The organism is Aeromonas sp. QDB23, from assembly GCF_027707745.1.
Taxonomy (GTDB): Bacteria; Pseudomonadota; Gammaproteobacteria; order Enterobacterales; family Aeromonadaceae; genus Aeromonas; species Aeromonas allosaccharophila.
This window is the reverse complement of record NZ_JAPCJA010000059.1, coordinates 1-26,618: the sequence shown is the minus strand read 5'-3', so window position 1 is coordinate 26,618 and position 26,618 is coordinate 1. Positions and strand designations below refer to the sequence as shown.

Annotated in this window: 24 protein-coding genes and 3 tRNA genes; 6 read left to right on the top strand and 21 right to left on the bottom strand. The window is 59.5% G+C overall.

Annotated elements, in window-relative coordinates:
• Positions 1 to 997: 997 nt before the first annotated feature.
• A complete protein-coding gene (cysS, locus tag PG888_RS19510; protein WP_270694068.1) occupies positions 998 to 2,374 on the bottom strand; it encodes a cysteine--tRNA ligase in 1,377 nt (458 codons plus the stop codon).
• A gap of 249 nt (positions 2,375 to 2,623) precedes the next feature.
• Between cysS and PG888_RS19505 the strand changes: the two genes are divergently transcribed.
• The 4 genes from PG888_RS19505 to PG888_RS19490 all read left to right on the top strand — a co-directional run bounded on the left by PG888_RS19505 (position 2,624) and on the right by PG888_RS19490 (position 5,081).
• Entirely contained in the window at positions 2,624 to 3,121 is a 498-nt protein-coding gene (locus PG888_RS19505) for a peptidylprolyl isomerase (protein ID WP_042655573.1), read from the top strand.
• Positions 3,111 to 3,914 carry a DUF4269 domain-containing protein gene (locus PG888_RS19500; protein ID WP_270694069.1) on the top strand — a complete coding sequence of 268 codons (804 nt, stop codon included), beginning with the start codon at positions 3,111 to 3,113 and terminating at the stop codon, positions 3,912 to 3,914. The genes PG888_RS19505 and PG888_RS19500 overlap by 11 nt, the downstream gene beginning before the upstream one ends.
• The gene (gene lpxH, locus PG888_RS19495; RefSeq protein ID WP_270694070.1) at positions 3,911 to 4,642 is read left to right on the top strand and encodes a UDP-2,3-diacylglucosamine diphosphatase; all 732 of its coding nucleotides are present in this window, start codon (positions 3,911 to 3,913) and stop codon (positions 4,640 to 4,642) included. The genes PG888_RS19500 and lpxH overlap by 4 nt, the downstream gene beginning before the upstream one ends.
• Before the next feature lie 262 nt (positions 4,643 to 4,904).
• Entirely contained in the window at positions 4,905 to 5,081 is a 177-nt protein-coding gene (locus tag PG888_RS19490) for a DUF3606 domain-containing protein (protein WP_019445078.1), read from the top strand.
• A gap of 204 nt (positions 5,082 to 5,285) precedes the next feature.
• On the opposite strand, the gene PG888_RS19485 is transcribed toward PG888_RS19490, so the two are convergent.
• The 11 genes from PG888_RS19485 to PG888_RS19435 all read right to left on the bottom strand — a co-directional run bounded on the left by PG888_RS19485 (position 5,286) and on the right by PG888_RS19435 (position 15,513).
• A tRNA-Leu gene (locus PG888_RS19485) sits at positions 5,286 to 5,372 on the bottom strand.
• Between the two features lie 41 nt (positions 5,373 to 5,413).
• Positions 5,414 to 5,487: transfer RNA gene (locus PG888_RS19480), tRNA-Cys, on the bottom strand.
• A 38-nt stretch (positions 5,488 to 5,525) separates the two neighbouring features.
• A tRNA-Gly gene (locus PG888_RS19475) sits at positions 5,526 to 5,598 on the bottom strand.
• Positions 5,599 to 5,779: 181 nt separating this feature from the next.
• Complete coding sequence (gene pgsA, locus PG888_RS19470) at positions 5,780 to 6,334, bottom strand: CDP-diacylglycerol--glycerol-3-phosphate 3-phosphatidyltransferase (RefSeq protein WP_042057638.1); 555 nt, start codon at positions 6,332 to 6,334, stop codon at positions 5,780 to 5,782.
• Positions 6,335 to 6,545: 211 nt separating this feature from the next.
• On the bottom strand, positions 6,546 to 8,399 hold the full coding sequence (uvrC, locus tag PG888_RS19465; RefSeq protein WP_182937725.1) for an excinuclease ABC subunit UvrC: 1,854 nt from the start codon (positions 8,397 to 8,399) through the stop codon (positions 6,546 to 6,548).
• Between the two features lie 127 nt (positions 8,400 to 8,526).
• A complete protein-coding gene (gene uvrY, locus PG888_RS19460) occupies positions 8,527 to 9,171 on the bottom strand; it encodes a UvrY/SirA/GacA family response regulator transcription factor (protein WP_005337448.1) in 645 nt (214 codons plus the stop codon).
• A 213-nt stretch (positions 9,172 to 9,384) separates the two neighbouring features.
• Positions 9,385 to 10,134, bottom strand: a complete 750-nt coding sequence (gene kdsB, locus PG888_RS19455) for a 3-deoxy-manno-octulosonate cytidylyltransferase (protein ID WP_182937726.1) — start codon at positions 10,132 to 10,134, stop codon at positions 9,385 to 9,387.
• Positions 10,131 to 10,319, bottom strand: coding sequence for a Trm112 family protein (locus PG888_RS19450; RefSeq protein WP_005347033.1), 189 nt, complete (start codon positions 10,317 to 10,319; stop codon positions 10,131 to 10,133). The genes kdsB and PG888_RS19450 overlap by 4 nt, the downstream gene beginning before the upstream one ends.
• 123 nt (positions 10,320 to 10,442) lie before the next feature.
• The gene (lpxK, locus tag PG888_RS19445) at positions 10,443 to 11,444 is read right to left on the bottom strand and encodes a tetraacyldisaccharide 4'-kinase (RefSeq protein WP_182937727.1); all 1,002 of its coding nucleotides are present in this window, start codon (positions 11,442 to 11,444) and stop codon (positions 10,443 to 10,445) included.
• A complete protein-coding gene (gene msbA / locus PG888_RS19440) occupies positions 11,444 to 13,207 on the bottom strand; it encodes a lipid A ABC transporter ATP-binding protein/permease MsbA (protein WP_075113132.1) in 1,764 nt (587 codons plus the stop codon). The genes lpxK and msbA overlap by 1 nt, the downstream gene beginning before the upstream one ends.
• A gap of 104 nt (positions 13,208 to 13,311) precedes the next feature.
• Positions 13,312 to 15,513: a DNA internalization-related competence protein ComEC/Rec2 gene (locus tag PG888_RS19435; protein ID WP_182937728.1), complete on the bottom strand. Its 2,202-nt coding sequence runs from the start codon at positions 15,511 to 15,513 to the stop codon at positions 13,312 to 13,314.
• Positions 15,514 to 15,540: 27 nt separating this feature from the next.
• On the opposite strand from PG888_RS19435, the gene PG888_RS19430 reads away from it, so the two are divergent.
• Together PG888_RS19430 and PG888_RS19425 are read left to right on the top strand one after the other, a co-directional pair.
• Positions 15,541 to 16,059 carry a DUF2062 domain-containing protein gene (locus PG888_RS19430; protein WP_058054007.1) on the top strand — a complete coding sequence of 173 codons (519 nt, stop codon included), beginning with the start codon at positions 15,541 to 15,543 and terminating at the stop codon, positions 16,057 to 16,059.
• Entirely contained in the window at positions 16,053 to 16,556 is a 504-nt protein-coding gene (locus PG888_RS19425) for a DUF2062 domain-containing protein (RefSeq protein WP_182939761.1), read from the top strand. The genes PG888_RS19430 and PG888_RS19425 overlap by 7 nt, the downstream gene beginning before the upstream one ends.
• Positions 16,557 to 16,662: 106 nt before the next feature.
• Here PG888_RS19425 and PG888_RS19420 read toward each other — a convergent pair whose 3' ends face one another.
• The 9 genes from PG888_RS19420 to glpT form a co-directional block, all read right to left on the bottom strand.
• The gene (locus PG888_RS19420) at positions 16,663 to 17,853 is read right to left on the bottom strand and encodes an amino acid aminotransferase (RefSeq protein ID WP_182937729.1); all 1,191 of its coding nucleotides are present in this window, start codon (positions 17,851 to 17,853) and stop codon (positions 16,663 to 16,665) included.
• 145 nt (positions 17,854 to 17,998) lie between these two features.
• Positions 17,999 to 18,940: a hypothetical protein gene (locus tag PG888_RS19415; protein WP_182937730.1), complete on the bottom strand. Its 942-nt coding sequence runs from the start codon at positions 18,938 to 18,940 to the stop codon at positions 17,999 to 18,001.
• 171 nt (positions 18,941 to 19,111) lie between these two features.
• Positions 19,112 to 19,984, bottom strand: coding sequence for an HTH-type transcriptional regulator HdfR (hdfR, locus tag PG888_RS19410; RefSeq protein ID WP_005337525.1), 873 nt, complete (start codon positions 19,982 to 19,984; stop codon positions 19,112 to 19,114).
• Positions 19,984 to 20,355 (bottom strand): DUF413 domain-containing protein, encoded by a 372-nt coding sequence (gene maoP / locus PG888_RS19405; protein WP_042656085.1) that lies wholly within the window; start codon positions 20,353 to 20,355, stop codon positions 19,984 to 19,986. Before maoP ends, hdfR begins: the two co-directional genes overlap by 1 nt.
• A gap of 297 nt (positions 20,356 to 20,652) precedes the next feature.
• Positions 20,653 to 21,135: a serine protease inhibitor ecotin gene (eco, locus tag PG888_RS19400; RefSeq protein ID WP_042656084.1), complete on the bottom strand. Its 483-nt coding sequence runs from the start codon at positions 21,133 to 21,135 to the stop codon at positions 20,653 to 20,655.
• 218 nt (positions 21,136 to 21,353) lie between these two features.
• Positions 21,354 to 22,442, bottom strand: coding sequence for a glycerophosphodiester phosphodiesterase (gene glpQ, locus PG888_RS19395; protein WP_182937732.1), 1,089 nt, complete (start codon positions 22,440 to 22,442; stop codon positions 21,354 to 21,356).
• Positions 22,443 to 22,548: 106 nt separating this feature from the next.
• On the bottom strand, positions 22,549 to 24,036 hold the full coding sequence (gene glpD, locus PG888_RS19390) for a glycerol-3-phosphate dehydrogenase (protein WP_058054012.1): 1,488 nt from the start codon (positions 24,034 to 24,036) through the stop codon (positions 22,549 to 22,551).
• 316 nt (positions 24,037 to 24,352) lie between these two features.
• Positions 24,353 to 25,111 (bottom strand): DeoR/GlpR family transcriptional regulator, encoded by a 759-nt coding sequence (locus PG888_RS19385; RefSeq protein ID WP_042012039.1) that lies wholly within the window; start codon positions 25,109 to 25,111, stop codon positions 24,353 to 24,355.
• A gap of 102 nt (positions 25,112 to 25,213) precedes the next feature.
• Positions 25,214 to 26,590 (bottom strand): glycerol-3-phosphate transporter, encoded by a 1,377-nt coding sequence (gene glpT, locus PG888_RS19380; RefSeq protein ID WP_270694074.1) that lies wholly within the window; start codon positions 26,588 to 26,590, stop codon positions 25,214 to 25,216.
• Between the last annotated feature and the right edge of the window lie 28 nt (positions 26,591 to 26,618).

Sequence of the window (26,618 nt, the reverse complement as noted above, 5' to 3'; positions counted from 1 at the left end):
ATATCTGGAAACGGTACTCAATGCGGGTCTCAAAAAACTGGGTGAAATTTAACAAAATGTTCACGCTCTCACCCTGGCGTTCCCCTGCAACCCGAACAAACTACGTTGCAAACTTTTATAAGAAATCACATACATCATCCAGAAAATACCACGATGCGGGGGAATATATATACACAATCTGAACTGAATCAATCTATCGCAGAAATGATTGGTCTACTCGCACTCTTTCCATAACTGACTGTTTCAAAGACTAAATAATAATTACAATCTAGAAAAAACCGCAGCCTTGAGCTGCGGTTTTTATTTCTATTCCCCAAACACTTTTGCACTCAATTCCCCCCCCCTTGCACAGCACTCCCCTTTCAGCGAAAGGCAGTCAACATGCACGCTAAAGCCACGGGCGGGCACGGTATTTGTTCCCCCTGCAAACCGCCGAGTCGAGTTCAACAGGTCAGGAGCGCCATCAGGGATGGTGGTGCAGCCGCAACCGACATAGGGGCCAAATCGGATCAGGGCGAGCACTGCTCGACCCCGATTTGGCGCGAGAACAAGGATGTTCGAAGCGGGCTTTGGCCGAAGCCAGGGATGGCGTAGGCCAAAGTGCCGTCTGCGGCGCTCCGTCCGACCCGTTGGACGAGACGAGGGAACCCGCGAAGCGGGCGGTTTGCCGGGGGAGAAGACTTTTGGTGACTTTTGGTCTTTCAAAAGTCACTCGCCAAGCCGCGTAGTGGCGGCGAAACCTCTTCGAGGGCAGCGCCCTCGCTTCCTGCATGGCGAAGCCATGCCATTAAGGCGTTGGAGGGCATTCAGCTGAGGAATGACGTTAGCCCCCCTCACCCTAGCCCTCTCCCGCAAGGGGAGAGGGGATCAGAGCGCAGGCCACCGAGGCTTAAGAGGTGTCGAGGGAAGAGACACAAACAAAAACCGCAGCCCAAGGGCTGCGGTTTTTTTATTGGCTCAACCTGTTGGCACCAGACGCCAACAAGGCCAACCGGCCTTAGGCACGGCGCCAGCTGGTCTTGCCGGCGCTGTCTTCCAGCACAATGCCCATCTCGGTGAGACGGTTGCGAGCGGCGTCGGCGGCGGCCCAGTTTTTGTCGGCACGGGCCTGATTGCGCTCGGCGATCAGGCGCTCGATCTCGGCTACTTCGTCGTCCGCTTCGTCACCCTTGAGGAAGGCGTCCGGATCCTGTTGCAGAATGCCGAGCACAGCGCCCAGCTCGCGCAGACGGGCACCGAGGCCAGCGGCAACATTGATGTCTTCCGCTTTCTGGCGGTTGATCTCGCGGACCAGATCGAACAGGGCGGAGTAGGCTTCCGGGGTGTTGAAGTCGTCGTCCATCGCCTCTTTAAAGCGAGCCACCTGCTCGTCGCCACCGGCAGCGGCGGCCAGCGGCAGATCGCGCAGGGCGGTATACATGCGCTCCAGCGCGGCGCGGGCTTGCTTGAGGTTATCTTCCGAGTAGTTGAGCTGGCTGCGGTAGTGGCCAGACATCAGGAAGTAACGGACGGTTTCGGCGTCGTAGTGGGCCAGCACGTCGCGGATGGTAAAGAAGTTGCCAAGGGATTTGGACATCTTCTCTTTATCCACCATCACCATGCCGCTGTGCATCCAGGTGTTGACGTAGTCACCACCGTGGGCGCAGCAGGACTGGGCGATCTCGTTCTCGTGGTGCGGGAACTGCAGATCGGAGCCGCCGCCGTGGATGTCGAAGTGGTTGCCAAGGTGCTTGGAGTTCATGGCGGAGCACTCGATGTGCCAGCCAGGACGGCCCGGGCCCCAGGGGCTTTCCCAAGTCGGTTCGCCGGGCTTGGACATCTTCCACAGCACGAAGTCGAGCGGGTTGCGCTTGGCATCGACCACGTCAACGCGGGCACCGGCTTGCAGCTGCTCCAGATCCTGCCCGGAGAGCTTGCCGTAGTCGGCGTAGGATTCGACGATAAACATCACGTCGCCGTTATCGGCCACGTAGGCGTGATCCTTGGCGAGCAGGCTTTCCACCAGTTCGATGATTTCGCTGATGTGCTGGGTAGCGCGCGGTTCGATATCCGGGCGCACCATGCCGAGGGCGTCGAAGTCGGCGTGCATGTCGCCAATCAGCCGTTCAGTCAGCTCGTCACAGGTGACGCGGGTTTCAGCGGCGCGCTTGATGATCTTGTCATCCACGTCGGTGATGTTGCGCACGTAGGTCAGGTCGTAACCGGCGTAACGCAGGTAGCGAGCCACCACATCAAAGGCGACGAAGGTGCGGCCGTGGCCGATATGACAGTGATCGTAGATGGTGACACCACACACATACATGCCCACCTTGCCCGGGTGGATAGGTTTGAATTCTTCTTTTTGACGAGTGAGTGTGTTGTATATCTTCAGCATCTTATAACCACTGCCTGTGAGTAAAATGGTTGGTCATAATACCCCGTTCAAGGGCAGAAAACGAGGCGGAAAATGTGGCCAATCCCGCCTGCCGCCTATGTTCTGGCACTGGATGCGCCCTTTGCAGCACTTTCTGCAACACTATGCCGCAGCCCCTTGATGGGCTAGAATTGCCACCACTTTATGCCACACCCCGCAAGCGCCCTGTCGCTTGCTCACTTTTCGTTCAAAAGTATGAAAGGACATATCATGGTCACTCTGCACACCAATCACGGCGACATCACCCTCACCCTGAACGCTGAAAAAGCCCCGGAAACCGTGGCCAACTTCCTGCAATACTGCCGTGACGGTCACTACGACAACACCATTTTCCACCGTGTCATCGACGGCTTCATGATCCAGGGCGGCGGCTATGCCCCCGGCTTTGAAGAGAAAGATACCCGCGCTCCCATCAAGAACGAAGCGGCCAACGGTCTGTCCAACAAGGTCGGCACCATCGCCATGGCCCGCACCAGCGAGCCGCACTCTGCCAGCGCCCAGTTCTTCATCAACGTAAACAACAACGACTTCCTCGACTTCAAATCCGCCACCACCCAGGGCTTCGGCTACTGCGTATTCGGTGAAGTGACTGCCGGGATGGACGTGGTCAACAAAATCAAGGGTGTCAAAACCGGTAACTACGGCCGCATGCATCAAGACGTGCCGACCGAAGATGTGGTTATCACCAAGGTGACCCTTGCTGACTGATCTTTGCCAACTCGGCACGGATGAAACTGCGGCCCCGGCCGCAGTTTTTCCATCTGCATCCCCCAGCGCCAGTCCGAACTGGCGCCGCCTCGACTATCTGGCCTACGGCAATCCGCGCCAACGCTCGGCCCATGCCCTGCTCACAGCCGGTGTGTGGGATGCGCTGGCAGCGCAGTGCGCCGATATGGCGCTGGTGAGCACGCTGGCCATCGGCCTCGATCGACCCGGCAGCGATCTCGATATCCTCTGCCAGCATCCTGATCCGGCGGCGTTTGCCGCTACTTTTGCAGAGCAAGGTTGGCAGGCGAGCGCCAAGGGCGACAATATCTGGCTGCTGGAGCGCACCTTTCCCTGTCTCGACCAGAACAGTGACGATAGCGGTTGCGATAACCGCATCGCCAGCTGGCCGCTGGAGCTTTATGTCACCCCCACCCCCATCGAGACGCTGAACGGCTGGCGCCACCTCACCCTGATGGCCACCCTGCTGCAACGCTTTGGTGATGCTTTCTATCGGGAGGTATTGCGTCTGCGCCTTGAGCAAGGCTTGAAAGGGGAAGCGGCGATGTGCCAGTTGCTGGGATTGGCTGGCGATCCTTACACTGCCCTGCTGACGCTGGAGGGACGCAATCTGGCCGAGCTGTCATGGCAACCCCCATCCCGTGACGGTATGCATAGATCCACTGACGCGACGGCGATGGCGCCTGTCGTGCAACCTTCGTCCCCTGTGTTTTCCACTATCTCTGCCACTCCTGTTTGCCCTGTTTCGACCGAGAGCCCGACCCCCACATCATGAGCACCCTCTTTATCAGTGACATTCACCTCTCTGCCCAGCGGCCCGATATGACCGCGGCACTGGTGCGCTTTCTCGAGCACGACGCCCCCGGCGCCGATGCCCTCTATGTGCTGGGGGATCTCTTCGAATTCTGGATTGGCGACGATGACCCCAATCCGCTCCATCAACAGATGGCCGACGCCTTCTTGGCCCTGAGCCAACAGAACGTGCCCATCTACTTTATCCACGGCAACCGCGACTTTCTGCTGGGCCAGCAGTTTGCCAAGCGCGCGGGGATGACCCTGCTGGGGGATCCCTGCGTCATCGAACTCTATGGCGAGCGGGTGCTGCTCAGCCACGGCGATCTGCTTTGCACCCTGGATGAGGGGTATCAGAAGTTTCGCCGCATCACCCAGCTCAAATGGCTGCGCTGGCTCTTTTTACGGCTGCCGCTCACCCGCCGTCAGGCCATCGCCTGCAAGATGCGCGGCCAAAGCCAGATGGAGAACGCCCACAAGAGCCAGATCATCATGGATGTGACGCCAGCGGCGGTAGACGACACCCTGCGCGCCCACGACTGCCGGATGATGATCCACGGCCACACCCACAGACCAGCCATCCACGACTTCACCCTCGACGGCCACCCCGCCCGCCGCATCGTGCTGGGTGACTGGTTCGAGCAAGGCTCGGTGCTGGTCTGCCGCCCCGGCGAGCAGCGGCTGGAAATGCGGGCGCTGGCAGAGGCTTGATAGCCCGCCAGTTCGGTTGACCCACCAAGCGATCTGCCTCCCATCATCATGCCCCCGTCGTTCGCGCCACCCGGTTCACACCGCATCAGGCGCGAACGAATAAGTGGTGGTCGCTCACAGATCAGCAAAGCAAACCTGCTGGCGTGCATCAGGACACAAGGTTGTGTGAACCCCGTCACCTTGCCCCTTGCCAATTGAGAGGATGATGGCGCTCAGGCAGAAACGTCTTTCTCGCCAGCAATTTCAACAAGTTGAGGTTTGTATGCCTGACAGTAATGCGGTCGCTCACCCGTTCGATGCCAAGAAGATCAATGTCAACGATCCCTATGAGATGAAGCAGTGGATCAAAATGTTCGAGTGCACCGAAGTCCAGCTGAAACGGGCGGTCAAGGCAGTCGGCACCTCAGGCAAGGCGATCAGAAAACACCTCAAGAAGTGAGGGCGCCTCCCCGTTACAGACCAGGCCCCGCTCGCGGGGCTTTTCTCTTTCTGTCATCTATTTAACAACATCTATTTCCGACAAAGCACCCAGTACGCTGGCGAAAAAGGTTGTTGTTTGAAATCACCACCATTTCGGCAAAAACAAAAAAGGCCACTATTTCTAGTGGCCTTTCGTAACTCTTTGATTGCTTTACTTAATAACTGGTGCCCGAGGCCGGAATCGAACCGGCACGACGCGAACGTCGAGGGATTTTAAATCCCTTGTGTCTACCGATTTCACCACTCGGGCACCGCAATCGGTATCAAGCTCGCGTGGCGGGCTTGTCAATATGGAGGCACGTTCCGGAGTCGAACCGGACTAAACGGATTTGCAATCCGCTGCATAACCGCTTTGCTAACGCGCCATGCAAAAGAGAGTTGGCTCTCTAATGTCTGAATTTTGAGCGGGAAACGAGACTCGAACTCGCGACCCCGACCTTGGCAAGGTCGTGCTCTACCAACTGAGCTATTCCCGCATTGGTCTGGCTGACTGCCTGACTACGAGGACGCATTCTAGCGATGTTCCTCGCCCAGTCAACCAGAAATATTTAATTACCTGATCGTTCGGGCATTTTTTGCCCTTTTTGAACAGTTTTAGCGCCTTTGGCCGTTTCCTGCATCAAATCAGCGGAAACCTCACCTTGCGGCGCGGGTGACTCACAGCTTGGCGTGGTGGGTCAGATCGCCCCAGGCCGCCTTCATGTACTGGAACATCGACCAGAAGGTGAGCACGGTGGCGACATAGAGCATCACGTAGGCGAGCCACACCATCCAGACGTTGTATTGCCAAATCAGACCGGTGAGCGACACCATCTGGATCATGGTCTTCCACTTGCCAATCCAGCTGACCGCCACCGAGGAGCGTTTGCCCAGTTCGGCCATCCATTCACGCAAGGCAGAGATGATGATCTCGCGGCCAATCATGGTCATGGCGGGGATGGTGACCCAGATGGTGTTGTAGTGTTCGACGATAACCACCAGTGCGGCGGCGACCATGATCTTGTCGGCAACCGGGTCGAGGAAGGCGCCAAAGGCGGTGGACTGATTGAGCTTGCGAGCCAGATAGCCATCAAACCAGTCGGTGGCAGCGGCCAGAATAAAGATGAGGGCAGCCGCCAGATAGGACCATTGGTAAGGCAGATAGAACAGGATGACGAAGACGGGAATGAGCAAAATCCGGAAAAACGTCAACAGGTTAGGTATGTTTGTCATTATTTTTTCAGCCACTTCTTGTACGTCGCTACATAGTGCGCCAAAGCCGATTTGCGATGCAACCGCACTGGCGCCCGTCCTGGTCTTCTTAATCCATCAATCTTCTCAAGATGCAGGGCCATTATGGCATTTACGGCCCCCCCGCGTCACGGCTCTTGTGCATCAAGGAGTTAGCGATTTTTCCTGGCTGCTGGCTGCGCCTAAAACCTGTTCAGGCGCCGTGCAAGCCATCATGGATGGTCTGGGCCAGCTCCTGACTGATGCCGGGCACCTTGGCCAGCTCATCCACGCTCGCCTTTTTGACCTCCTGCAGGCCGCCCAAGTATTTGAGTAGCGCCTGACGCCGCTTTGGCCCCACCCCCGGAATATCCTCCAGACTGCTGCTGGTGCGGGCCTTGGCCCGTCTTGCCCGGTGGCCGGTAATGGCAAAACGGTGGGATTCATCGCGAATATGCTGAATAAGGTGCAAAGCGGGCATATCTGCCGGCAAATGCAGCTCTTCGTGGCTCTCCCCCATGACCAGGGTCTCCAGCCCCGCCTTGCGGGTAACCCCCTTGGCAATCCCCACCAGCAGCGGGTATTTACCACCAAGGAATTCCAGCTGACGCGCCAGGATCTCTTCGGCGCGGCGCAACTGGCCGAGGCCACCGTCGATAAACAGCACGTCCGGCACCTTGTCCGGCTCCTGCTGCTTGCCAAAGCGGCGCTCCAGCGCCTGCTCCATCGCCGCATAGTCATCACCACCGGTGATACCGTCGATATTGAAACGACGATATTCCGATGAGAGCGGCCCCTCCCGGTTGAACACCACGCAAGAGGCCACGGTGCGCTCCCCCATGGTGTGGGAGATATCGAAACACTCCATACGGGCGATGGGGCGCTCCAGCTCCAGCAGCTCTTCCAGCTGATCGTAACGAGCGGTCATGGTGCTCTTGTGAGCAAGCCGCGAGCGCAGCGCCGTCTCGGCGTTGATGGAGGCGAGCTTGATAAAGCGGGCCCGCTCGGCGCGGGTACGGCTCACCACCCGCACCTTGTAGCCCGCAGTCTGGCTCAGGGTCTCGGCGATGACGCTCTCGTCCTCCAGCGCCACATCGAGCAGCACCTCGCTCGGGATCTGCCGCCCCCCCTGCCCCGACAGATAGAACTGCAGCAGGAAGGATTGCACCACCTCCTCGAGCGGAGTGTCAGCCGGCACTTTCGGGAAATAGCTGCGCGAGCCCAGCACCTTGCCCTGACGAATAAAGAGCACGTGGATGCAGGCAGCGCCTTGCTCGAAGGCCACCCCCACCACGTCGAGCTCGTCCAGCACGTTGCCGCTCACCGACTGCTGTTCGGTGACCCGGCGCAGCGCCAGGATCTGATCCCGATAGCGGGCCGCCTCTTCAAAGCGCAGATCGCCACTGGCGGACTCCATCTTGCCCACCAGCTCGCCAATCACCTGCTGGTTCTTGCCCGCCAGAAACAGCTTGGCCAGCTCCACCTGCTGGGCATATTCGGCCTCGCTCACCAGCCCGGCTACGCAAGGGCCGGCGCAGCGCTTGAGCTGATAGAGCAGACAGGGACGGGTGCGGTTGGCATAGACCGCATCCTCGCACTGGCGCACCGGAAAGATCTTCTGCATCAGGTGCAGGCTCTCGCGCACCGCACCGCCAGAAGGATACGGGCCGAAGTACTCCCCTTTGATCTTGCGGGCACCGCGATGGACGCCGATGCGCGGATGCTGGTGCGCAGTGATGATGATCCAGGGGTAGGATTTGTCGTCCCGCAGCAGCACGTTGTAACGAGGCTGGTACTGCTTGATCAGGTTATGCTCGAGGATCAGCGCCTCGGTCTCGGTGTGTGTGACGGTGACCTGGATATCGGCGATCTGGCGCACCAGGGTGCGGGTCTTGATGCTATCGACGTTGGCCCGAAAATAGGAGGCGAGCCGCTTTTTCAGATCCTTGGCCTTGCCAACATAGATCACGGTACCACCGCTGTCATACATGCGGTAAACGCCGCTCTGATGGGTGACGGCGCTCAGAAACGCCTTGCTGTCGAAGAGAGGTTCGGGAGAGAGGGTCATCAGCTACTCGGCTTACACAAAGGCAAAAATTGACGGGCAGAGCATACTGCCCCCGCAGCCTGAAAAGCAAAGGGGCAGAAAAGCAAAAAGGCGGCACTCGCCGCCTTTGTGACCACACGCCACCCGATTAGAGGGTATCGGCATCCAGCATGCCATAGCGAATGGCCAGATGGGTCAGTTCCACATCACCGTTGATCCCCAGCTTGCTGAACAGACGATAGCGGTAGCTGTTAACCGTCTTCGGGCTCAGGTTGAGCTGCTCGGAGATATCGGTCACCTTCTGCCCCTTGGTGATCATCATCATGATCTGCAGCTCGCGCTCGGAGAGGGACTTGAAGGGGTTCTCGTCAGCGGAGGCAAACTGGCTGAGGGCCATCTGCTGTGCAATCTCCGGGGAGATGTAGCGCTGACCGGAGTGCACCAGCCGGATCGCCTGGATCATCTCGTCAGGGGCTGCTCCCTTGGTCAGGTAACCAGCGGCGCCCGCCTGCATCACCTTGGTGGGGAACGGATTTTCTGAATGAATGGTCAGCACTATGATGCGCACATCGGGGCGGATCCGCAGAATTTTACGGGTCGCTTCCAGACCACCAATACCCGGCATGTTCATGTCCATCAGGATCACGTCCGGATGGTGCTGGCGACAGAACGTAACTGCGGTCTCGCCGCTCTGTGCCTCGCCCACCACCTTGATCCCGCGTACATCTTCAAGAATGCGTCTTATCCCTGTACGCACCAGCTCATGATCATCGACCAGGAATACATTTATCACCCAAACACCCCGTTTTTATCTCGTTTTAGCCGCCCGGTTAGGGTTAACAGGGCGTCTTGCATCATAACCAAACTCGTCGCTTTGGCAAACCATGCGCGCCAAAAGTTTGAGAAAACCCATGTTTAGCGTTTAAAATCAAATAATTATATAAATTTTCAAAACAAAAAACGGTGCCTTGCGACACCGTTTTTCATGACTTTCGTGCAGTGGCCATCACTTGGCCAAAAATGCGCGCACCTTCTCCAGATCTGCCTGGGTATCTACTCCCACCGGCGGCGCTTCAAACGCCTGGGCGACGTGGATCTTCTCCCCATACCAGAGCACCCGCAGTTGCTCCAGCGCCTCGACCTGCTCCAGCACGCTGGGCGCCCAGTCCACATAACGCTGGATAAATCCGGCGCGATAGGCATAGATGCCGATATGGCGCTGGTAGTGGTCACCAATCTGCTCGTGACTGTTGGCAAAGCGATCCCGATCCCAGGGAATGCTGGCGCGGCTGAAGTAGAGGGCGTAGCCATCCTTGTCAGTCACCACCTTGACGGCATTGGAATTGAACGCCTCTTCGGCATCCTTGATCGGCACCGACAAGGTCGCCATCGGCGCCGTGGCGGCGGCCAGATTGTCCGCTACCTGACGAATGATGGTGGGCGGAATGAGCGGCTCATCCCCCTGCACGTTGACGATGATGGTATCGGCGGCAAAGCCGTAGTGACGGCACACCTCGGCCAGACGCTCGGTGCCGGACTGGTGATCCGGTGAGGTCATGCACACCTCGACGCCGGTGCTCTGCAGCGCCTGCTGCACCCGGGCATCGTCAGTGGCAACGATCACCCGATCGGCGCCCGACTGCAGAGCCTTCTCTACCACGTGCTGCACCATGGGCTTGCCATGGATATCCGCCAGCGGCTTGCCCGGCAGACGGGTTGACGCATAGCGGGCAGGAATGACGACGACGAAACTCATGACGGCAGCTCATCGCTATTGAGCGGACGGGCGCGGTTTTCCAGCAGCACCGGGATCCCCTCCTCCAGCGGATAGGCCAGCTTGTCAAAGCGGCAGACCAGCTCATGCACGGCCTTGTTGTAGTGCAGCTTACCCTTGCAGACCGGGCAGGCGATGATGTCGAGCAACTTGATGTCCAAAGCCAAAACGATACTCCTTCAACGATGTCGCGCTGGCGGCTTCATCACGCCAGCGATGGATGTCGAGCAACCAGATATTCCATACAAGACCGCTATTGGTCCACTTCTCCCCCATTCAGGCGAGAGAGATTAATTTTGTGCCTTGGTTACGCCTTGCGCCTTTCCACTCGTGTTCAGCTTGTGCAACAAGGTGTCGAGCAAGGATGCGGGCAACTCGGCACTGACCGGCAGATACCACCAGTTTTCGAGGGCAAACGAACGGCACTTGACCGCATCCTTCTCGGTCATCAGCAGCGGCTTGCTGGCAAAACGGCCTACCAGCTCATCCCGATCGAAGGGGTGATGATCGCCGTAGGCTGCCTGCTGATCCAGCTGATAGCCGAGCCCCTCAAGGGTGGCAAAGAAGCGGGGCGGATGACCGATCCCCGCCAGCGCATCGACTGGCCCCGACAAGGGGGCCGCCAGCGGCGCATCGTCGCGCACCCGACGCGGGGTGTCGGCAACCAGTTGCATGGGGTACTCCCCCTTGCCCGGCTCGCCGCCGTTGCAGATGATGGCGTCCACCCGCTTGAGACGAGTGACCGGCTCGCGCAGCGGCCCCATCGGCAGCAGGCAGGCGTTGCCGAAACGGCGGGCACCATCCACCACCACCAGTTCGATGTCGCGGGCCAGCGCATAGTGCTGCAGGCCATCGTCGGTGATGATGATATCCACCTCACCGCTTTGCTCCAGCAGTCGTACCGCATCGGCCCGTTTCGGGGCGACCACTACCGGACAGCCGCAGCGCCGGGCAATCAATACCGGCTCATCCCCCGCCTGCGCCGTGGTGCTGGCGGCATCGAGCCGATACGGGTAATGGGGCGCCTTGCCACCATAACCACGGCTCACCACCCCGGGACGATAGCCACGAGCTTGCAACTGCTCCACCAGCCAGACCACCACCGGCGTCTTGCCGTTGCCGCCCACCGAAATATTGCCCACCACGATCACCGGCAAGGAGGCGCGATACCCCTTGCGCCAGCCGTGGCGATAGGCGTAGCGGCGGGTGCCGCTGATGATGGAAAACAGCAGGGCAAAGGGGGCCAGCAACCAGCGCCAGCCACTCTTTGCATACCAGAGCCGTTCCAGCATCAGGCCTTGTTTCCCGCGTTACCAAACTGAATGGCACGCAGCTGGGCATAAGTGCCACGCTGCTCCATCAATGCTTCGTGGTTACCGCGCTCGACGATATGGCCTTCGTCGATCACCAGGATCTCGTCCGCCTTCTCGATAGTGGAGAGGCGGTGGGCGATCACCAGCGAGGTACGGGCCTTGCAAAGCTCGTCGATGGCCGCCTGAATGTGGCGCTCGGACTCGGTATCGAGGGCCGAGGTGGCCTCATCCAGCAGCAGAACCGGCGCATCGCGCAGCAGGGCGCGCGCAATGGCGACTCGCTGGCGCTGACCGCCGGAAAGAGAGGCACCATTCTCGCCAACCACGGTGTCGTACCCCAGCGGCATCTTGCTGACGAACTCGTCGGCATGGGCGATGCGAGCGGCCTGCACGATCTGGTCGCGGCTGTATTTGTCTTCTGCGGCGTAAGCGATGTTGTTGGCCACCGAGTCGTTGAACAGGTGGACATGCTGGGAGACCAGCGCGTACTGCTTGCGCAGCTCGCTCAACTTGTATTCGCGGATATTGACGCCGTCCAGCAGGATCTCGCCCTGGTCGATGTCGTAGAAGCGGGTCAACAGGCTGGCGATGGTACTCTTGCCGGAGCCGGAACGGCCCACCAGCGCCACCGATTTGCCCGCCTCGACCTTGAAGCTGACGTTGTGCAGCGCCGGAGTATCTTTGGTCGGATAGGTGAAGGTGACGTTGCGAAACTCAATCTCGCCGCGGGCACGCTCCAGAGTGAGAGTGCCGGTATCCTGTTCCGGCTCGCTGTCGAGCAGGCCAAACAAGCTGTGGCAGGCGGTGATGGCGCGCTGGAACTGGTTGTTGACGTCGGTCAGGCTTTTCAGCGGCTTGAGCAGCATCATCATGGAGGTGATCATGACGGTGAACGTACCGGCAGTCAGGGTTGATTTGACGCTGTCAATGGTCGCGACGTAGAGGAAGGCAGCCAGCGCGATGGAGGCAACCATCTGCACCACCGGGCTGCCGATGGCATCGGCGGCGACCATCTTCATGGTCTGCTGGCGCATGTTGTTGCTGACCTGGAAGAAGCGCTTCTCTTCCACCTTCTGGCCACCAAACATCAGCACCTCTTTGTGCCCTTTGAGCATCTGCTCGGTGGAGGTGGTGATATCCCCTACCGCCTGCTGGATGTGACGGCTGATCTGGCGGAAACGGCGGCTGATGAGGCCGATGATGATGCCCACCAGCGGGCCAACCACCAGGAAGATCACCGACAGTTGCCAGGAGTGCCAGAACATCAGACCGAGCAGCCCGACCACGGTCGCCCCTTCCCGCACCAGGGTCACTAGCGTGGTACTCGCCGCCGAGGAGACCTGACTGGCGTCATAAGTCACTTTGGAGAGCAGATGACCGGTGTTCTGACGGTCGAAGAAGCTCATCGGCATCGCCACCATGTGATTGAACACCTGCTGCTGCAGACGCATCACTACGTGGTTGCCGACCCAGGCCATGCAGTAGTTGGAGAGAAAGTTGGCAACACCGCGCAGGGCCACGATGCCGAGGACGAAGAAGGGCATCCATTTCAAGACGGTGCTGTCGTTGCCATTAATGCCCTGATCGATCAGCGGCTTGATGGAGTAGACAAAGGTGGTATCCACGGCGGCGTAGCCCAGCATCCCGATGATGCCACCGACCAGGCCCAGCTTGCGATCACGGACATAACCGAGCAGGCGTCGGAATACAGGCCAGCTCTCTTGTGAGGTTTCTTGTTGCATGAATAGCCGTTAGTAATGGAAATGACGGGCTATTCTAGCCAAAGCGCAGGATTACACCAAGCGTCGCCACCGATATAGAATCCATCCGCTGCGGAAATGACGGATTATTGCTCAAACCACACTCTCGGCCGCCACCACTCACCACCGCGCCGGTACCAGGGGCCCTGATTGCGCTCGGCAGTCACTCTCAATCCCGCTGCAGTGGGCTCGACCAGAATCGCCCCTTGCAGGCCGGTGATCCACTGGCGGGCATCCCGATAGCGGGCCACCACATCGGGACGGGGAAAGCCCCATTGATTCATAAAACCGGCACTGTGGATCACATCCTGCGCCGCTACCGCCGCGACAAACGGGGGCGTGGAGGAGGTGCGGCTGCCATGATGGGGGCTCACCAGCAATGTGCTGGCCAACCCCTCCCCCTCCAGCGCCACCAGCCGCTGCTCGGCCTGCCGCTCGATATCGGCACTGAGCAACACGCTGCGCTCGCCATCGCTGATGCGCACCACGCAACCATCGTTATTGTGCCCGCCGCCGGGGTGTTCGGGCCAGAGCACCGTAAACGCGAGCCCTTGCCAGTTCCACTGTTGCCCACGCTGGCAAAGGGTGGTTCCCTCGCTGAAGGGGTAGGAGGAGAGCTCGTGACGCACCGGCATGGCGCTGAGCAGTCGCTTGCGATTGCCGGCATGGTCACGATCCTTGTGGCTGATAATAAGGCGATCGATGATCCGGATCCCCAGATGGCTCAGCTGGGGCAGGATCACCGCGTCCGCCATGTTGTAGCCACCGGGATAACGATCGCCGGTGTCATAGAGGATGGCACGCTCCCCCTTGCTGATCAGTACCGCCAGCCCCTGCCCCACATCTAGCACCCGTAGTTGCCAGCGGGGCGGTGCAGGCCAGCACGCCAACACCAGCGCAAGGGCGCCCGGCAACCACAGCCAGCGTGCCGGGCGCCACTGCGAGGCGAACCAGAGCAGCAACAGCAGGGTGCAGAGCGGCAGCCACCAGCCGGGCAGTGGCCACCACATTTGCAGTTGTTCGGAAAGCCAATTCAGGATAGTCAGCACCCAACCGAGCACCAGATCCGCCAGCCAGAACAGACCATAGGCGAGCGAGGTGGAGAGCGGCGCCAGCAGCACACCGATCAGCGCCAGCGGAATAATGGCGATACAAAAGAGCGGCACCGCCAGCAAGTTGATCACCATGGCAAGGGGCGCTATCCCCTCGAACAAGGCGAGCTGCAGCGGCAGCAGACCGAGCAGCAACCAAAGCTGGATCTGCCACAGCCCCGGCTTGTCGTGGACATACCCCACCAGCAGCAGGATGGCCACCGCCAGAAACGAGAGCCAGAAACCGGCCGAATAGAGGGCGAAGGGATCCCAGAGGGTCAGTACCACAAAGGCCCACAGCCAGATACGCCAGGCAGGCCACTCCCGTCGGCTCCAGCGCAGCACACTCCACACCAGCACCATGATCAGGGCCCGCTCGGTGGCCACCGCAAACCCCGCCAATGCGCTGTAGACGGCGGCAAACAGCAGAGAGGTGATGATGGCGCCGCGCAGACCAAACAGCCTGCCCAACCACCACCCGAGCACCGCCACCAGCGCGATGTGCTGCCCTGAAATAGCGATGATATGAGTCAGGCCGCTGCCACGAAACAGCTCCCACTGGGCATCCGTGATGCCGCTCTGCTCGCCAAAGGTGAGGGCTGCCAGCAAGGGAGCATGGTCAAGCGGGCGCCAACTCTCGGTCGCCGCCCCCAACCAGCGTTCGCGCCAGCCCGGTGGGGCCTGTTGAATATCTATCACCCGACGCAGATTGCCAGTGGCGGTGATCCCCTTGCCCAGCAGCAGACGCCGCCCATCCAGCCCCGCCTCGTTGGCCAGACCGTGAGCCGGTTTCAACGAGGTCACCAGCGCGATCCGGCTGCCCACTGTCATGGCGGGCAATGCCTGATAGGCATTGACCCGGATCAGGGGCTCAGGTGTCACCGGTTGCTCGTCGAGGGTGCTCACCCGCAGCAGCAGCCGGACAAATTTATCCCCCTCGGGCTCTGCACTTTGCAGCTGTGCGGTTATCATGTGGCTCGTCTGATCGCCCAACCGCTCCAGCCAGGCCAGCCGATAGGCAAGATTGGCCTGCATCCAGAGGATGCCGAGCAGGAGAAACAGCCACCGCCAGACACGGCAATATGCAAGGGGGATCAGCAGGGACAGCAACAGGCCCCCCCATGCGAGTGAAGGTAACCATGGCCAGAGCAGTGAGGAGCTTGCCCCCAGGGCAAACGACAACAGACGCAGATCCATGGAGCAAGTATTTAGCAAGGTTTCAATATGCCCAAACGACTCATAAAACGCTGGATGCCCGATCAGCAAACCCTGAAAGAACACAAGCACTTGCGGCTATTCGGCAAACTGCTGCTCGATGCCAACCTCTGGCACCTCAATCGCCGCTCGGCCGCGGGTGCATTTGCGGTGGGCCTGTTCATGGCCTGGGTGCCGCTCCCTTGCCAGATGCTGCTGGCCGCCGGTGGCGCCATCCTGTGCCGGGTCAATCTGCCGCTCTCGGTGGCGCTGGTCTGGCTCTCCAATCCCTTTACCATGCCGCCCCTGCTCTATGGCGCCTATCTGGTGGGTTGCCAGCTGCTGGGACATTCGGCGCAGCAGATTGAGATTGAGTTCACCTGGGAGTGGCTGGTCTCGGTACTGGGAACAGTGGCACCACCGCTGTTGCTGGGCTCGCTGATCCTGGCCCTGCTCAGTTCCCTTGTCGGCTACACCCTGATCCGCACCTTCTGGCGGATCAGCACGGTGCGCCAGTGGCAAAAACGCAAGATGGCCCGCGCATGCTGAGTCGCTGGTTCGCCCGCTTCAAGCTCGATCCCGACACCCTGCGCCAGCAGAAGTGGTTTGCCCTGTTTGGTGAGCGACTGCTTGCCCCGGCCCTCTGGCAAGGGGGCACCCGCGCCCTGAGCGGCGCGGTAGCGGCCGGGATCTTCGCCTGCTGGTTCCCCATCCCGATGCATTCGCTCATCGCAGTCGGTCTGGCGCTGGCATTCAGCCTCAACCTGCCGCTGGCACTGCTGGCGGTCTGGTTCAACAACCCGCTCACCCTGCCGTTCATGTATCTCTACGCCTATCGCACCGGCTGTCTGGTGTTGCACCAGACGCCGGAGCCTTTCCACCTTACCTGGACCCTCCACTGGCTGGAGCAGGAAGCGGCGACCCTGGTGCCCCCATTCCTGCTCGGCAGCCTGCTGCTGGCTGTGCTCACTGCCCTGAGCGGTGGCGCCCTGACCGCGCTGCTGCTGCAACTGCGCAAACGGTGGCAAGGTGCCCGCCACCAGTGAGTCGCCCTTCCCCTTGTTTGGCGATCAGCCGTTGGCGATCAAAAAAGCCCGTCACCAAGGTGACGGGCTTTTTCATGGCATAGTGCCAGAGCGCAAGGCGATGCGGTTACAGCACCTTGGCGATGGCCTCGCACAGGGGATCGATATTGGCGCGGGTGATCCCGGCCACGCTGATCCGGCCGGAGCCGACGATATAGATAGCAAACTCGCTCTTGAGGCGCTCAACCTGATCCTTGGAGAGACCGGAGAAGGAGAACATGCCGTTCTGCTCGCGGATAAAGCTGAAATCCTGGCTCACGCCGAGGGCAGCCAGCTTCTCGACCAGCAGCTCGCGCATCTCGCGAATACGCACCCGCATGGCGGCCACTTCTTCGACCCACTCGGCATAGAGAGCCGGATCGCTCACCACGGCGGTGACCACAGCGGCGCCGTGTGACGGCGGGTTGGAGTAGTTGGCACGGATCACGGTCTTGACCTGGGTGAAGGCCACATCGGCGATCTCTTTGGTCGCACTGACCAGAGTGAAGGCACCGACCCGCTCGTTGTAAAGGCCGAAGTTCTTGGAGAAGGAGCTCGCCACCAGCAGCTCGTCATGGCACTCGGCGAAGATACGCAGGCCTTCGGCATCCTCTTCGATCCCACGGGCAAACCCCTGATAGGCGAAGTCAAACAGCGGCAACCAGCCCGCGGCAGCACTCTGCTTGGCCAGGGCGCGCCACTGTTCGGCTGTGGGATCGATACCGGTCGGGTTGTGGCAGCAGCCGTGCAGCAGCACCAGTTCACCCGGCTGAACCTCGGCCAGCGAGGCCTGCATGGCGGCAAAGTCGAGCCCCTTGGTGGCCGCGTCGTAGTACTTGTACCACTTGACGGTCAGGCCCGCGGCCTGGAATACGCTGACGTGGTTGGCCCAGGTGGGATCGGAGATCCAGATGGTCTTGGCCAGACCGTTGCGCACCACGAATTCGGCCGCGATACGCAGGGCACCGGTACCGCCCGGCGCTTGCGCGGTCTTGGCGCGGCCACTGGCAACCAGCGCAGAATGTTGCCCGAACAGCAGTTGCTGCACGATGCGGCCATATTCGATATTGCCTTCAATACCGAGGTAGTTCTTGGTCTTCTCGTCGGTCAGCAGCTTCTGCTCGGCTTTCTTGACGCAATGAAGAATGGGGGTGGCACCGGACTCATCCTTGTAGATCCCTACGCCCAGATTGATCTTGTGGCTGCGAGAGTCAGCGCGGAAGGCTTCGGTCAGGCCCAGGATCGGATCCGCTGGGGCGGCAACAACCTTTTCAAACATGGTATTCCCTGTATTCCGTTGAGTTCGTTGGGTGGCAAAGCGGCTTGATAAACAAAAGCGCTCATCTGGCGAGCGCTTCGTCAACTCTTTATATCACCGCGTTCAATGGGGGAAAACCGCTTTTTGGCTCGCTTTCAGGCCAATTTCAACCAACGGCATGCCACGCTGGCGCCAGCGCGCACACCTCGGCCGACAAGCCACCATTGGACTCAACCAAACCGCTACAAACTGCTAACAATGGCTTGGGGATCCGGCTCGGCTCCCAGGGCCGAGCCTCAGTCAAAGGTTGGGCATACGCGCAGAGGATGGGCGCCAGATCCCGGGGCAACCACCAGCTGGCTGGGCGACCCAGCCGCTGGGCCAGCGCCTGCAGCCGATCCACCCCGCCAGGGTCGAGGGCGGTAAGATGACTCCACAGCACATTGGGGGGCAAGGCGGCCACCACCTGCTGCAAGGCAAGGGGAGCCGATGGGGGCGCCCATACCAGCAAGGTGCCGGGTTCAAGAGGCAGCTCAGCAAAGGCGCCGACGCTGTCTGTGGTGATCACCCGCTCGATATTCCCCTCCCCCCACAGGATCTTGCCAAGACCCGCCAGGGTGCGCTCGGGCAAGGCCACCTCCCCCAGCGCCTGCAACCAGGGGGCAGCATCGATCAGGGTGCCGCCGCTGAAAAAGAGGCTGAACGGCTGGGCGGCGCGCAAGCGCAACAGCTGATCGGCGCAGAGCCGGATCCCCTTGTCCTCAAAATCGATCTGCTCGTTGGGGGTGAAGTTCACCTCTGACTTGCGATAGAGCGCCGCCAGCACCCGCTCGTTGACCTGCTCACCCAATTGCCAGCCCTGAGCATGCAACCACTCCTCAGGCTCGGGGGGGGCAGTGGCGATCTCCGCCAGCATCAGCTCGCGGGTGAGATAGCGCCGTCCGGCCGGGGTGAGCTCATAGCTGTGGCTGCCATGGGCGAGCAGCAACTGGTTATCCTTGAGCAGGCCCACCAGCGGTTGCCACTGGCGGCCACGGATCACCACAGGTGAGTGGCTCAGCAACTGCTGCGCCAGCGCCCGCCATTCGGGGTGACTAAAGTCGATCAATTACAATCCATCCCTGTCAGTGCTCAATCGGATAAACAGCCTGAAAAGGTACCGTTACCGGCCGATGACGCCAAGCCTCCCGCGCCAATTACGTGACCTTGCTCCCTGCAATTTTCCCCAAACAGAAGAGCCCACCGTGGGGTGGGCTCTTCCTTGGATAACACTCGATGCTTATTCGACGTTGAGGCGCAGCTCGGCGTCGTGCCAACCCAGTGGCAGGGTCAGCAGCTGATCGATCAGCTCCCGGCGATCGGATTTCTCCAGATAGGCGAGATAGAGCGGACGGCTCAGCGGCTGGCCCCCCTCCACCAGATGGAGCGCCCCTTTCTCGAGGAAGGGGCTGACCATCCGCCGTGGCAGGTAGGCTGCACCACCGTTGGCCAACACGAATTGCAACGCCATGCTGGCGGAGCTGGAGTGCAGCACTGGAGTCTTTTGCAGGCTCTGCAAGCGGCTGGGTTGCGGCTCGAAGCTGGTGCCCCAATCGAGGTGGATGTGCGGCATCTGCATCAGGTTGTCGGCATTGGCGGCCGGATCCCGGCTCACCAGCTCGAACACCAGCTCACCGATGGGATGCAGGGCGATCTCGTCGATCTTGGTGGGCTCGGAGAGCAGGGCCAGATCGAGGGAGCGCTCCAGCAACTGGCGGCAGAGGTGTTCGCGGGAAGCCGTTTCCAGCCGTACCGCCAAGCCGGGCGCCAGCGCATAGATGTGATTGAGCCAGTCGTTGAAATCGAGCTCCCAAAACACCGCGGGCGCACCGATGGCCAACTGCTGGCTGAATCCCGGCGAGAGCGCCACATCCTGCTTGGCACGACCGAGGGTGTGCAAGATAGCGTCTGCGTAGGGCAGCAGACGCTCACCGGAGGCGGTCAGGCGGATATTGTTGCGATGACGGGCAAACAGACTGACACCCAGTTGCTGCTCTAGCTGGCGGATCCGGAAACTCACCGCCGACTGGGTCAGGTAGAGATTTTCAGCAGCCCGGCCAAAGTGCCGGGTCTTGCTGACCTCGATAAAGGTCCGAAGCAGCTCGGTATCCATTAATCGATGGACTCGTCACTGCCACCACCGCTGCCACCACCGACATCAAAGCTGGCGCCACCGCTGCTCTCTTCGCTGGCACCGCCAACGACGGTGCAGAGGCGATGAACGCGCTTGGGACCGATCACCTTGAGATATTTGAACCACACCTTGGCATGGGGGTTGGCACCGGCCGCGCCGGATTTGACCTGCTCGACGAAGGCGGACTCGACATCGTCACGGGGAGTCAGATTGCCCTGATAGAGAGCCAGCATGGCGGTACCATACTTTTCCAGACTGTCCGCTTCGGCCACAGTGAATTCACCACTGCGACGCAGGCCACGGGGAAAATGTTTGAAGTCGTTGAAACGCTTGTCTGATTCGAAGCTCATAGTGCTCTTTTTCTGGTTAGTTTGACCTTTGCGGGCAAGTATCATCAGGCCATCGCCGAGTGCAAAATCAATTTTCTCACTATATTAATAAATATCTTTTATCGAAGTCACTTTGCCCCATAGCTGGCGCCGATTTTGTGGCAGAGCACACAAAAATCGTTGATAAATAATAAACTTATGTAAACGTACAGCCCGATTTCACGTCATTTCCCGGGCAATTCAGGTAAAAATAAAGCGCCGAACGGCGCTTTATTTGTCACATCAGATGAACCAGCTGAACCCTGGGTTCAAACATGCTTACTCAATCATGGCCGGTTGGGCCAGGTTGTCGGCACGCCACAGGCGGTAGCGCACTTCATACTCCTGCGGCACGTAGATCACGAACGGCAGCTTGGAGTTGTAGTTCACGAAGAAGCCCTGACCGTAGATCTGGACGAAGGTCTCTTTCTGCTGGGCATCCGGGCAAGCCATCAGGGTGGTGATGGGGTCAGAGACCTTGCCCAGTTGCAGATAGTTGTAGCCCCAGCCTTTGACGCTGTGCTGTTCCAGGTTGCCGGCAAAACGCGGTACGTTGCAGTCAACCATCATCTTTTTACCGACCTGCAGCTCGACCATCATGTCGGATTCTTTCTCGACTTCTGGCAGGCGGATCACCACACGTTCCTGATTCACGTCAGCGGCTGGGAACATGCTGATATCAAATTTTTTCGGCTCGGCGGCGAAGGCATGGCCACCCAACAACAAGGCGCCCAGCAGGCTAAAACGCAATACGGCTTTCATCTGTACCTCATGGGGTTGGTTCAACGCCGCTAGACTAACCGCTCCGCCGATTTCATGCCAGCGATCTGCTACGTAAAAAGTGCGTAAAATGATGCAGATCCGGCACACCATGACGTGATCTGGCTATTTTCTGACAGGGCGCACACTCCCGTTGCGGGAACCTCCAACAAAAAGCGAGGCCAACTGGCCTCGTGTTACACTCAAATGACACCAATTCGCTATTTAGCCGCCCCTTCGTGGGCCTTGATCACGGCCACCGCCTTGTCGGGGAAGTCGCTGAACACCCCGTCCACATCGGCCTGATAGAGGAAGATGTTGAGCAGATCGGTGAAGTCCTTGGCATAGGCAGGGATCTGCCCCTCATCCTGACGGAAGGTATAAGGATGCACCTTGAGACCCGCCGCGTGGGCCTCTTTCACCATGCCGGTGAAGACCGGCTTGCCCAGGGTGCCCGGCTCGGTGACGATCATCGGTTTCCACGGGCCAATCCCTTCGGCATAGCTGGCGATGGTTTTCATCGCCCCCGGCTGGTACATCCAGTCATAGTTGTAGGGGGTCGCCTTGCCCTTGGCGTCGTAGACCATGGTCTCGTTCCAGTCGGTCTCGGCCATCAACTGCACCAGTTTCAGATCCATCCCTAAGGCAGGCATCAGCTCGCTGTTGATCCGCTTGAGTTCATCGGCATCGAAGCACTGCAGATAGACCTTGTCGTTCTTCCCTGTGTAGCCGTACTCCTTGAGCACCTTCAGCACTGCTTTGGAGATATCCTTGCCTTCGTGACGGAACAGCCAGGGCGCCTTGATCTCCGGGTAGATGCCGATGTTTTTGCCGGTGCTCTTGTTGAGCCCCTGGATCATCTCGATCTCCTCCTGGAAGGTGTGGATCTTGAAGTTCGACTTCCACAGCGGGAAGCGGGCCGGATAGACCGGCAGCTGCTTGCCATCCACCAGCTGGAACGGCTCGGTCATGCGCAGGGAGCGCACTTCATCCAGCGTGAAATCCACCACATAGTAACGGCCGTCCGGGCGGGCGCGACCGGGGAAACGCTCGGCCACATCGGTGATGCCATCGAGGAAGTGATCGTGCATCACCACCAGCTGGTCATCCTTGGTCATCACCAGATCCTGCTCCAGATAATCAGCCCCCATGCCATAGGCCAGCGCCTTGGACTCCAGGGTATGCTCGGGCAGGTAGCCGGAGGCGCCACGGTGGGCAATCACCACCTTGCCTTCATCGGCAGCAAACACGGGTAATGAGAGGGATGCCCCAAGGCTCAGGGCGATGAGGGAAACGGCGAGTTTTTTCATAGGTGAGGCTCTTTATTATTGTGTGTAGGTAATTGTTCTATCAGAGATTTGTTGCATATTTACGGTAGAACGCGGTGGGCAGCAGCGCACTGCCCACCGTCACACATCAGCTCGCCTTGCGCAGAGCGTGATGATATTGGTCGAGCCAGATGTGCAGCATCTGCTGCTCTGACTCGTTCAGGCGCAGCCCCAGCTTGCTGCGGCGCCAGAGGATATCGTCCAGTGAACAGGCCCACTCCCGCTCGATGAGATAGCGCACTTCCGACTCGTAGAGACCGCCACCGAAGTGAATGCCACGATCCTCTTTCAACCAGAGGCGGGCATGGGCGCCATAGGCCTCGGCAATGCGCAGTGCGCTGCGATCGTCGAGCCAGTCAAACTCCAGCGCAAAGGCGCGGGCCAGCTCGCGCACCGAGCAGTCAAACTCGCCACCGGGCAGCCGGCTGGTCGCAGTCCAGTCATCCCCCATCTGGCTGAACCAGGGTTTGAGCTTGTTGCAGGCGGCCTGCGCCAGCTTGCGATAGGTGGTGAGCTTGCCGCCAAATACCGAGAGCAGCGGCGCACCGTCCGATTCACCAGAAAGCTCGAGGGTATAGTCACGGGTCACCGCCTGCGGTGAATCTGACTCGTCATCACAGAGCGGACGCACCCCGGCATAGGTCCAGATCACATCTTTCGGGGCGATCTGACGGGTGAAGTGGGCATTGACCACCTTGCACAGGTAGGTGATCTCGGCCTCGCTGATCTTCGCTTCCCGCGGGCTGCCGTGGTGCTCCACATCGGTGGTACCGATCAGCGAATAGTCCTGCTGATAAGGGATGACGAAGACGATGCGGTTGTCCTCGTTTTGCAGGATATAGGCCTCTTCGCGCTCATGGATGCGCGGCACTATCATGTGGCTGCCTTTAATAAGGCGAATGCCACGGGGGGATTTCTCGTTCAGGCTCTCGTCATAGAAGGTCTTGACCCAAGGGCCCGCCGCATTGACCAGACCACGGCAGGTGACGGTGAACTGCTCGCCCCCTTCCCGCTCCAGCGTCAGCGTCCAGTGTTTGGATCCGCGCACCGCCTTGATGCAGCGGGTGCGGGTCTGCACATCGGCGCCCTTGTCACGGGCCATCATGGCGTTGAGTACCACCAGCCGGGCGTCGTCAACCCAGGCATCGGAATATTCAAACCCCTTGTTGATCCCTGCGGTCAAACCATCTTGCGGCAGGAAGCGCACGCCGCAGCTCCCCTTGAGCTTGTCGCGCTTGGCCAGATTGTCATACAGGAACAGGCCGGCACGGATCATCCAGGCCGGACGCAGGTGCGGACGGTGCGGCAGGCGAAAACGCATCGGACGGGCGATGTGAGGCGCCATACCGAGTAGCACCTCCCGCTCCGCCAGCGCCTCTTTCACCAACCGGAATTCGTAATGTTCGAGATAGCGCAAACCGCCGTGGATCAGCTTGCTGGAGTTGGAGGAGGTGGCAGAGGCGAGATCTTGCGCCTCAAACAGGGCAACTTTCAGACCCCGTCCTGCCGCATCGGCTGCGATGCCGACCCCGTTGATGCCGCCACCGACGACGACCAGATCATAATGTTCGCTCATGTTCACCTACTTTCATTTTTATGATTGCTATAACAGCAATGTTTGATTTCGCTCATTTTAGAACATGAAAATACAACAAACGAACATTTTATGGCGAAAGTGTGATCGCCACAGCCCGCCAGAGGTGGCAAAAGTGGTACAGCAGGTGAGCGACAGGGACCAAGCTAAAACTGGCGAGTAAACAGCCAAAATAGCCAGGTTAGAGAGTGGTTTTGGCAATACCCATAAAGGGGTGAAATGAACGCGAAAATGGGAGCAGGAACAGAAAGGAGGCCGCCCGAATGGGCGACCGGCACAGCCTTGGCCTCTTCAGCCGTCAGCAGATGTGGCAGGCGATCTGGTGTTGCGCCATCAATCGCGTCAGCTTTTCCGGTGGCTCCTGATCGGTAAAGAGGGCGTGGATCTGGTTGAGATTGCCCAGATTGACCATGGCATTGCGACCGAACTTGGTGTGGTCGGCGGCCAGGAACACCTGACGGGAGTGGGCGATGATGGCCTGGGCGATCTTCACCTCGTGATAGTCGAAATCGAGCAGGGAGCCGTCGTTGTCGATCCCCGAAATCCCGATGACGCCATAGTCCATGCGAAACTGACCGATAAAGTCGCGGGTCGCCTCCCCCACGATACCGCCATCGCGGTTGCGGATTTCGCCACCGGCGATGATGACGGTGAAGTCATCCTTGGCCGTCAGAATGCTGGCCACGTTGAGGTTGTTGGTGACGATGCGCAGCTCGCGGTGATCGAGCAGGGCGCGGGCGATCGCCTCGGTAGTAGTACCTATGTCGATAAAAAGCGATGAACCGTCTGGAATATTGGCCGCTACCTCGCGGGCGATGCGCTCTTTCTCCTTGAGTTGCATCACTTTACGGGCGCTGTAGGCGGTATTGACGGTACTCGAATGCAGGGAGGCACCGCCATGATGGCGCCGGATCTTGTTCTGTTCGGCGAGATCGTTCAGATCCCGGCGAATGGTCTGGGGGCTGACGTCAAAGTGGGTCACCAGATCGTCGGTCGAGACAAATCCCTGCCGCGTCAGGACGTCCAGGATCTCCAGATGTCGTTGGGTTTGCTTCACGCTTGCACTCCGATGATGAAACGAAAAAAGGCCCCGGCAGATGCGGGGCCTTTTGGCAGTTTACCTGATCCCCTTTGGGATCAATAAGCTGACGATCACGTTTTATGCCTTATTGGCAGCCGCTTTCTTGGCCGCAACGGCAATGTTCTCGTGTTTGAGGGTCATCGCCAGCAGGATGATGGAGAGCACGCACGATACGGTCAGCACCAGGAAGCCGCCATCCCAACCGAAGTGGTCAACGGTATAACCCAGCATGGCGTTGGCTGCCACAGCGCCGCCCAGATAACCGAACAGACCGGTGAAACCTGCCGCAGTACCGGCTGCTTTCTTCGGTGCCAGCTCAAGGGCATAGAGGCCGATCAGCATGACAGGGCCGTAGATCAGGAAGCCGATAGCCACCAGTGCCATCATGTCGACGGTCGGGTTGCCGGCCGGGTTGAACCAGTAGACCAGCACAGCCACGGTTACCAGCACCATGAACAGGATACCGGCTGGCGCACGGCGGCCCTGGAACATCTTGTCAGAGATCCAGCCACACAGCAGGGTGCCCGGAATACCGGCCCACTCGTAGAGGAAGTAAGCCCAGGAGGAGTTGTCGACGGTAAAGTGCTTGGCCTCTTTCAGGTAGGTCGGCGCCCAGTCCAGCACACCGTAACGAATGAGGTAAACGAAAGCGTTGGCAATCGCGATGTACCACAGCAGTTTGTTGTGCAGCACGTATTTGACGAAGATCTCCTTGGCGGAAAACTCCTGCTCATGGCTCGCGTTGTAATCCTTCGGATAATCGTCCTTGTACTCTTCGATAGGAGGCAGACCGACCGATTGCGGGGTATCACGCATCACGAAGAAGGCGATCACCGCGATGGCTGCTGCCGCCGCCGCAGGTACATAGAAGGCGCTGCGCCAGTCGTTGAACCAGCCCATCCCGAGGATAAACAGCGGGCCAATCATGCCGCCGCCCACGTTGTGCGCCACGTTCCAGACCGCAACCACTTCGCCGCGCTCTTTCTGTGACCACCAGTGCACCATGGTGCGACCACAGGGCGGCCAGCCCATGCCCTGTGCCCAGCCGTTCAGGAACAAGAGCACGAACATGATGGCGATGCTGGAGGTGGCCCAGTGCATGGTACCCATCATGAACATGATACCGGCCGAGAGCAGCAGACCGGCGGAGAGGAAGTAACGGGCGTTGGAACGGTCAGAGACGTTCCCCATCAGGAACTTGGACAAGCCGTAAGCGATGGACACCCCGGAGAGGGCCAGACCCAGATCGCCACGAGAGAAGCCCTGCTCGACCAGATAGGGCATCGCCAGACTGAAGTTTTTCCGTACCAGGTAGTAGCCGGCATAACCGAAGAAGATCCCGAAGAACACCTGCCAACGCATGCGTTTGTAGAAGGGGTCGACCTTGTCAGCCGGGAGCCTGTCGATGTAACTGTTCACCCAGATGGCATTGACAGGAAAAAGTGAGACGATCATCCCTTGATCCACTGTTGCCCCTTGCCTG

Coding starts and splice junctions, on each gene's coding strand:
- cysS (WP_270694068.1), bottom strand. CDS start 2,374: ATGCTGAAGATATACAACACACTCACTCGTCAAAAAGAAGAATTCAAA.
- eco (WP_042656084.1), bottom strand. CDS start 21,135: ATGAAAGCCGTATTGCGTTTTAGCCTGCTGGGCGCCTTGTTGTTGGGT.
- PG888_RS19505 (WP_042655573.1), top strand. CDS start 2,624: ATGGTCACTCTGCACACCAATCACGGCGACATCACCCTCACCCTGAAC.
- glpT (WP_270694074.1), bottom strand. CDS start 26,590: ATGATCGTCTCACTTTTTCCTGTCAATGCCATCTGGGTGAACAGTTAC.
- uvrC (WP_182937725.1), bottom strand. CDS start 8,399: ATGACCCTCTCTCCCGAACCTCTCTTCGACAGCAAGGCGTTTCTGAGC.
- pgsA (WP_042057638.1), bottom strand. CDS start 6,334: ATGACAAACATACCTAACCTGTTGACGTTTTTCCGGATTTTGCTCATT.
- PG888_RS19435 (WP_182937728.1), bottom strand. CDS start 15,513: ATGGATCTGCGTCTGTTGTCGTTTGCCCTGGGGGCAAGCTCCTCACTG.
- lpxH (WP_270694070.1), top strand. CDS start 3,911: ATGAGCACCCTCTTTATCAGTGACATTCACCTCTCTGCCCAGCGGCCC.
- maoP (WP_042656085.1), bottom strand. CDS start 20,355: ATGAGCTTCGAATCAGACAAGCGTTTCAACGACTTCAAACATTTTCCC.
- PG888_RS19490 (WP_019445078.1), top strand. CDS start 4,905: ATGCCTGACAGTAATGCGGTCGCTCACCCGTTCGATGCCAAGAAGATC.
- msbA (WP_075113132.1), bottom strand. CDS start 13,207: ATGCAACAAGAAACCTCACAAGAGAGCTGGCCTGTATTCCGACGCCTG.
- kdsB (WP_182937726.1), bottom strand. CDS start 10,134: ATGAGTTTCGTCGTCGTCATTCCTGCCCGCTATGCGTCAACCCGTCTG.
- hdfR (WP_005337525.1), bottom strand. CDS start 19,984: ATGGATACCGAGCTGCTTCGGACCTTTATCGAGGTCAGCAAGACCCGG.
- glpD (WP_058054012.1), bottom strand. CDS start 24,036: ATGAGCGAACATTATGATCTGGTCGTCGTCGGTGGCGGCATCAACGGG.
- PG888_RS19420 (WP_182937729.1), bottom strand. CDS start 17,853: ATGTTTGAAAAGGTTGTTGCCGCCCCAGCGGATCCGATCCTGGGCCTG.
- PG888_RS19425 (WP_182939761.1), top strand. CDS start 16,053: ATGCTGAGTCGCTGGTTCGCCCGCTTCAAGCTCGATCCCGACACCCTG.
- lpxK (WP_182937727.1), bottom strand. CDS start 11,444: ATGCTGGAACGGCTCTGGTATGCAAAGAGTGGCTGGCGCTGGTTGCTG.
- glpQ (WP_182937732.1), bottom strand. CDS start 22,442: ATGAAAAAACTCGCCGTTTCCCTCATCGCCCTGAGCCTTGGGGCATCC.
- PG888_RS19430 (WP_058054007.1), top strand. CDS start 15,541: ATGCCCAAACGACTCATAAAACGCTGGATGCCCGATCAGCAAACCCTG.